The sequence below is a fragment of the Bacteroides neonati genome (genome assembly GCF_000499785.1).
Lineage (GTDB): Bacteria > Bacteroidota > Bacteroidia > Bacteroidales > Bacteroidaceae > Bacteroides > Bacteroides neonati.
Window position 1 is genome coordinate 762,630 of sequence record NZ_HG726019.1, and the last position, 7,975, is coordinate 770,604.

General features: G+C 44.8%; 4 protein-coding genes. All 4 read left to right on the top strand.

Features of this window, described 5'->3' with window-relative positions:
• Positions 1-337 precede the first annotated feature (337 nt).
• On the top strand, positions 338-3,430 hold the full coding sequence (locus TY03_RS03025; protein ID WP_042367184.1) for a SusC/RagA family TonB-linked outer membrane protein: 3,093 nt from the start codon (positions 338-340) through the stop codon (positions 3,428-3,430).
• Between the two features lie 34 nt (positions 3,431-3,464).
• Positions 3,465-4,961: a RagB/SusD family nutrient uptake outer membrane protein gene (locus tag TY03_RS03030; protein WP_042367186.1), complete on the top strand. Its 1,497-nt coding sequence runs from the start codon at positions 3,465-3,467 to the stop codon at positions 4,959-4,961.
• A gap of 114 nt (positions 4,962-5,075) precedes the next feature.
• A complete protein-coding gene (locus TY03_RS03035) occupies positions 5,076-7,286 on the top strand; it encodes a beta-N-acetylglucosaminidase (RefSeq protein ID WP_042367187.1) in 2,211 nt (736 codons plus the stop codon).
• 77 nt (positions 7,287-7,363) lie between these two features.
• The coding region (locus TY03_RS03040; protein ID WP_042367189.1) for a tRNA-dihydrouridine synthase family protein at positions 7,364-7,975 on the top strand (612 nt) is incomplete at its 3' end.

Genomic DNA, 7,975 nt, shown 5'->3' on the forward strand with positions numbered 1-7,975 from the left:
TAGAAGAATGTACTTTCTTAAGATGCAAGAGTACGTACTCAATGGTGCAATCATTAGTATATTAACGACCTGTTAAATACGTACTCTTGCATCCTATAATAACGTACTCTTTTAATCGCTCATTTTCAGTAAGATAGGAGCTTCTTTTATTCATATATCAGTGCACACGCCTATTCAACATGTAAACAATTCGCAATCTCTCCCCATACGAATAAAACCCTTGTACTAATTTGTAGTACTTACGAACGATTCAATAACATGGATTCAATGAGTGATCCTTACTTTTACAGCATAGAAACACAAATCTCTATTTGTTCAACACTTAAATATCTATCGTATGAAAAAAGAAACTTGCATTATCGCAAAGCGATTATGGAGTCTGTTACTGTTTTGCATGCTAACCCTGCAAATTACTGCTCAGCAGACCGGTACAATTACAGGAGTGATTACTGATACCTCGGGAGAGCCGGTGATCGGTGCCTCTGTTCTTGTCAACGGAACGTCAAACGGTACCATCAGCGATCTGAATGGTGCATTTACTCTCACCCATGTACCCAATAACGGTACTATCACCGTCTCTTATATCGGCTATATTTCGCAGGCCATCTCCGTCAACGGAAAGAAAAGCTTTGCGATTAAACTGCTCGAAGACGCAAAAGCACTCGACGAAGTAGTCGTGGTAGGCTATGGTGTACAGCGCAAGAGTGACCTGACCGGCTCGGTTGCTTCGGTGAAAGCGTCGGACGCGTTGAAGAGTACTCCTTCGGGCAACGTGAGTGATGCGCTACAAGGACGCATGGCGGGCGTATCAGTCCTTTCAGGATCGGGAGACCCGAGCAAAGACAACACCATTCGTGTGCGGGGTATCAACTCAATCACTGCCGAAGGGGGACCATTGGTGGTTATCGACGGATTCATCGGTGGTTCGCTCAAATCGCTTAATCCATCCGACATTCAGTCTATCGAGGTGCTGAAGGATGCCTCAGCCACAGCCGTATATGGTTCGCGCGGTGCCAACGGTGTTATACTGGTAACAACCCGTACTCCGAATAAAGACAAACTGACCGTTTCCTTCAATGGCTTCGTTAATCTTAAAACCGTAGCCAAATATCCTGAGACACTCTCTCCATACGAATTTGCCAACCTAGCCAACGACTACGGAAAAGAGTACTCCCTATCGCAGAACAAACCTGCTATAGTATATTACAATGATGCTCAACTGGCCGCGTTCAAAGAAGGCACTGCCGGATTCAACTATGCCAAAGGAATGTTCAACGATCCGGCTATGGCACAGAATTACGAACTATCCGTTGCCGGCGGCGGCGAGAAAACCACCTTTCTGGCCTCATTAAGATACGAGGGAAACGAAGGTGTGATTAAGAAGTCTAAAAACGATATTTTCTCTTATCGCTTGAAAGTAGATACCAAAATCCGTAAATGGATGAAAGCAGGTATGAATCTTTATGGGTATTACAATCAGTCGAGCGGGCCGCGTATTACACAATACGACGGACTCATCCTACATGCAATGTACTTCCCCAATACAGTAGAGCCTTTCGACAAAAACGGTGATTATAACAATCGGTTTCCGATGAACGGCAACGCCACATATAACCCAATGGGACATATCAATGAAACCAATAACAACAATCAGCAACTGAATAGCCGCTTACAGGGGTACGTAGACTTCTCCATTCTGGATGGATTGACCTTTCGCACACAGTTGGGAGTTGATTTCGAGAATAGACTGGCAACAGACAGTCAGGGCGAACGAAGCTACAATTATTCGAAAAACAGTCAGACCATTGCCAATGCACGCAGCGAGTGGAATATGGGTTGGCTCAATACCAACACCTTAAACTACGTAAAAGAGTTTAATAAGAATCACCGTATTAATGCTACCGCTGTTTTCGAACAGTCGTACAACAATGAATATTGGCACCGTACGGATGCATCGAATCTATCCTTCGCCGATCGTCTGGGTTCGGATGCATTGGGTTGGGCGGATCAATTCAAAGGTTCTTCGAACCGTGAAATTACCACACTTATGTCGGGTATGTTCCGGGTGAACTATGTATTTATGAACCGATACATGTTAACAGCCTCCATTCGTGCCGACGGCTCATCGCGTTTGGCTCAAAAGTGGGACTATTTCCCCTCGGCCGCCATTGCTTGGGACATAAAGCAAGAAGCCTTTATGCGAGACGTAGAACTGATTGATCAATTCAAAATTCGCCTCGGATACGGATCGGTAGGTAATCAATCGGTGGCTCCTTATCGTATCTACTCAAAGATGGAACCTAAACCCAACGCCGATGGTACCACCTCCTATTCGGCCGGACGCCCCTATTCGCCCGACTTGAAATGGGAACGCAATGATCAGATCAATGCGGGTATTGATTTATCACTCCTCAATGGACGCTTCAGATTAAGCATGGACTGGTATGATAAACGGTCCAAAGACATCTTGTTAGAGTTAGCACAACCGGTACACATGGGCTATCCTTCCATCCTTCGCAATGCAGGTGAAATTCGAAACACAGGTATCGAATTCACCATTGGAGCTACGCTACTCACTACCACCCATTGGCAGTGGCAAACTGATGTAACACTATCGCATAACAAAGGAACTTTTAGCCGTATCCCCACACTCGATAAAACACAGCAGCAAGCCGGTAGCTTTGAGAATCAGTTATTCAAAATGATCGAAGGCGAAAAGTTAGGTACATTCTGGGGGCATACATACGAGGGCGTATGGCAAGAAAGTGAAATTAATGCCCCATTCATCGATGCAAAAGGTAATCCAAACGGTAAAACGAACGGAGCAACCTATAATATCCAAGCAGGTGTTGCCAAATATAGAGATGTAAATCTTGACGGCAAAATCAACAATGACGACATGGGCATTATCGGCAACGGACAACCTATGTTTAATTGGGGCTGGAGTAACAACATCAGTTATAAAAACCTTGATTTATCCCTATTCATCGTAGGCTTTCACGGATTCGATATCTATAATGCGACAGATCAGATAGGCTATAATACGGTATCGGGGCAGAATATGGAGAGTATTACCCCAAAACGAGCCTTTCTGAATCGATGGACTAAAGATAATACAAATACTGATATCCCTGGATTCATTTATGAGAAATCACCTATCAAATCATTTAACAGTCGATTTGTAGAAAAAGGCAGCTTCGTTAAACTAAAAAGCATCACAGTCGGATATACATTACCGGCAACTATTTGCAAATCGATAGGGATAGAGACCTTACGTGTATATGGTTCTATACAAGATCCATTTCATATCACAAATTATTCGGGACTCGACCCCGAAGCAACTATGGGTTCACCACTTACACAAGGAGTCGATTGGGGAGCATATCCTAACAGCCGTAACTATCTAATTGGTGTAAACTTCTCTTTTTAATTGAATACATTTAATAAACTTAAGAATCAGCTATATGAAAAGAATACTATATACCATACTAACTAGTGTGTTGCTGCTCGCCACTTCATGTGTAGACCTTGACCAAGAGCCAAAGTCATTTATAACCGAGGAAGAGTATATCGAAACGCCCAAAGATGCCGCATCGGTAGCACGAAGCGTAACAGGACTATACAATAATCTCTGGCAAGAAAACTACGGTTTTAATTGCCGGATCATGCGTATCAACGTATTAGCCGATGATATTGTCGGATCTCCAACGAAATCCGGCAACGTTTTAAACTATTATACCGACCTTATTCCTAATCTGTTTGCAAATAACGATGACTTTTTTGTCCCTTGGAGTTGTTTTTACACAACCATTATCAATAGCAATAAAATTATAAATGGTACTCCGATTCCTACCGGCACCGAGAACGAAGCCAAAGCAAAAGAGTTACAGTCAATCGTAGGCGAAGCCTATTTTCTCCGCGGATTGTGTTATTTTTATATCGCCCGCCTATTCGGTGATGCTCCACTGATTCTGGACAACTCGACTGTTTCGGTGAATCAGCCCCGCATATCCGTCGCAGAGCTCTATGAAAAAGCGATCGTGCCAAGTATGAAGCAAGCAGTAGCTTGGCTGCCCGAAAAGAGCCGTACGAAAACCAGTGCCTCTCCAACCAAATGGGCAGCCAAGGCTTGTTTGGCTGATATCTATATGACTATGGCCGGATGGCCCTTGAAAAAAGGAACCGAGTACTATGCACTTGCAGCTACCGAAACAGAGGATATTATCAAGCACTCCGGTTTGAGCTTATCCAAAGAGTATAGCGATTTATGGAAAGAGGCACTGAAAGGCAACACCAATGAGCATATGTTCGCTATGCATCATTCCGCAGCACTGAAAGTGCCCAGCCAATACGGTAAGTCGTTCTATCCGGTAGACTTCTCTCCCAAAGCAGGATGGGCCGATTATTATGGAAGCGAAGCTTTTATGCTAAAATACCCGGAGGGCAAACGTAAAGTATGGAATTATATGCTTGAATGGCCGGTTTCTTCCACCAAGACAGTCAATTACAAGCAGAGCAAAGACGGATTACCGGCTATCTCAAAGTATTATGATTACAACGAAGGAGCTCCTGCCAATAGCCCACTAAGCAACGGAATTACCCCTTTCTATCGATATGCCGATGTATTGCTTATGTACGCAGAAGCCTCTAATTTAGCAACAGGTACAGTGAATCCACTCGCCTTAAAATGCATACAAGAGGTACAAACTCGTGCAGGGGTAGCCACACTGACTACCACGACGGACTCTAAAGCTTTTGATACAGCCGTCTTTGCAGAACGTGGCTGGGAGTTTGTGGCAGAGTTTAAACGTTGGTTTGATCTTGTACGACGCGAAAAGCTTAGCGAGGTTAAGCCCGAAAAGTATGCAACATCACTATTCAAAGCCAACAATCACTATTATTTACCCATTCCATATACACAAATCGACATGACCGGCTGGGCAAACAATGCAGGATATTAAGCAATCAATTTGCTAATACATACAATAATACAGGGATACTTACGTTTTTATACGCAGGTATCCCTGTATTTTTACAAACATAATCATTGAATAAACACATAATTAATTAGTATCATGAAGAAGAAAAGTGTCCTTTTCATCGGAACATTGCTTCTCAACAGCATCGTTCTTGCACAAACAATCAACGTGCAGCCGCAACCACAGCAAATAGCCACAACCGGCAAAAGAATTACCCTACCCACCACCTATACACTCACAGGTGCCGAAGAGGCTAACCCGATAGCCGTTTCCAAACTACAATCGTTGCTCAGTTCGCAGCCTGGCAAGAAAGGATTTCGTATTCTTATCGGTGAAAAGGGAGATAAATCGATTCGAGCCTTCAACCGCTTTATTCCGACACAGGCCGAAGGGTATTATTTAAAGATAGACAACAAGCAACTGGTTATAGCCGGAAACAACGAACGGGGCACTTACTATGCCATGCAAACATTACTCCAGTTGCTAAAAGACAATCAGTTGCCCGAGATAGAGATAACAGACTTCCCCGCCATCCGCTTCCGGGGAGTTGTCGAAGGCTTCTACGGAACTCCATGGAGCCACGAAGCACGCCTGCGTCAACTACAATTTTATGGCGAAAACAAAATGAATACCTATATCTACGGACCTAAAGATGATCCGTATCACAGCGCACCAAACTGGCGATTGCCCTATCCCGAGAAAGAAGCAAAGCAACTGGCCGAACTGGTACAAAGTGCCCACGAAAACGAAGTGGACTTTGTATGGGCTATCCACCCGGGACAAGACATTCAATGGAACGATACCGATCGCAACCTGCTGATCGCGAAGTTTGAAAAGATGTACGAACTCGGTGTACGCTCGTTTGCCGTATTCTTCGACGATATTTCGGGCGAAGGTACCAATCCCGACCGTCAGGCTGAATTGCTCAATTACCTCGATGACCATTTCGTGAAGGTTAAAAAAGATGTTACTCCGCTTATTATGTGCCCTACCGAATATAACAAAAGCTGGTCGAACCCTGCCAAAGGATACCTGACTACATTGGGGCAGAAGCTGAATAAGTCAGTCCAGATTATGTGGACAGGCGATCGCGTAGTATCCGATATAAGCAGCGAAGGCATCGCATGGATCAATGAGCGTATTCAACGCCCGGCATATATCTGGTGGAACTTCCCGGTATCGGACTATGTACGCGATCATTTATTGATGGGTGCTGTTTATGGCAACGATACTCAAATAGCCAACCAGATGTCGGGGTTTGTCAGCAATCCGATGGAACATCCGGAAGCATCCAAGATAGCCATCTTCGGAGTAGCAGACTATGCATGGAATCCGCTCAAGTATAATCCGCAAGAGGCATGGGAGCGAGCCATCCGTACGCTCTTGCCACAAGATGCCGCTGCCTTACAAACATTTGCCAACCATAACTCCGATTTAGGAAACAACGGGCATCGTTATCGCCGCGAAGAGTCTGTTCAACTACAACCTTTGGCAGACCGCTTCCTGACTCACTATACGCAAGGTACCTACCATACAGCAGAAGCAGACAGTTTGCAGAAAGAGTTTGAACGCATCGTCGAATCGGCCGATCTGCTATTGGTCAACAAAGAGAACGAACCATTGATTCAGGAAATGACCCCTTGGTTACAGCAGTTTAAGTTGATGGGACAAATGGGGCAAGAGGTTCTTACTCTCGCCGCAGCCTATCAAAACAACGACCAAACCACGTTTACGAATAAGTATAAGCACATCAAAGCCCTTCAGCAACTCAGCTTCGGGATCGATCAAACGTACAACCAGAATCCATATCAACCGGGAGTTAAGGTCGGCACCAAAGTATTGCAACCACTGATCGACAAAACATTCTCAATGGCTACCGAACGGTACAATGAGAAATACGGCACACAACTCAATGCAACGACCTCCTATTCGCCTCATAAGTTGGTTACCAATATAGAGCAACTAAAATATCAGCCGTTGCAGATCAAAACAAACCGTATCATGATCTCTCCTCTGCTCGAAACAGTTAAATGGCCGGCTTCGGGAACACTCACCATTGAGTTGGAACGCCCGTATACAGGCAAAAACATCGAGATGGATCTGGGTGTAAAAGAGGTGGCAACCTGGGGAAGCCTTGAAGTATCGCCCGACGGAGTGAACTGGACCCTCGCTAAACTAAAGCAAGAGAACAATAAAGTGACAGTAGATTTGCAAAATAGCCCGATAAAAGCCGTACGTTTCACGAATACAAGCAATCGCGAGCAAGAGGTTTACCTGCGAAGATTTGTCATCACAGCAGACAAATAAGCATAAATAAGAGACAAAGAGTACGTATTTTCTCGAACTTACGTATCTTTGTCTCAAATTCAATATGCACGTTTATTATGACTCCACTTCACTTCGCCCCTTTGCAGGGTTATACAGAAGCACCTTATCGCGATGCACATGCCACTGTATTCGGTGGCATCGACACCTATTATACCCCTTTCGTTCGCATAGAACGGGGAGAGTTCCGTCGGAAAGACACTCGCGATATTGAGCCTGAAAACAATCATGTAGCACATCTCGTACCACAGCTAATAGCCTCGGACGTAGAGAAGGCGAAAACGATTTTAGCCCTTTTCATCGAGAAGGGGTACCGGGAAGTGAGTATCAATTTAGGCTGTCCGTTTCCGATATTGGCCAAACGACATAACGGTTCGGGCATGCTTCCTTATCCCGAAGAGGTAAAGGCCTTGCTTGCCATTGTTGAGCAGTACCCCGAGATTCGTTTCTCGGTCAAGATGCGCCTTGGTTGGGAAAACCCTGAAGAGTGCTTGGCGTTGGCGCCGCTACTCAATGATCTGCCATTGGAGCATATTGCCTTGCATGCACGCTTAGGTAAACAACAATACAAAGGAGAAGTCGACCTCGATGCATTTGCCGCTTTCGCCGATATCTGTCAAAAGCCGCTTATCTACAATGGCGACCTATTGACCGTAGAGGATATACAACAA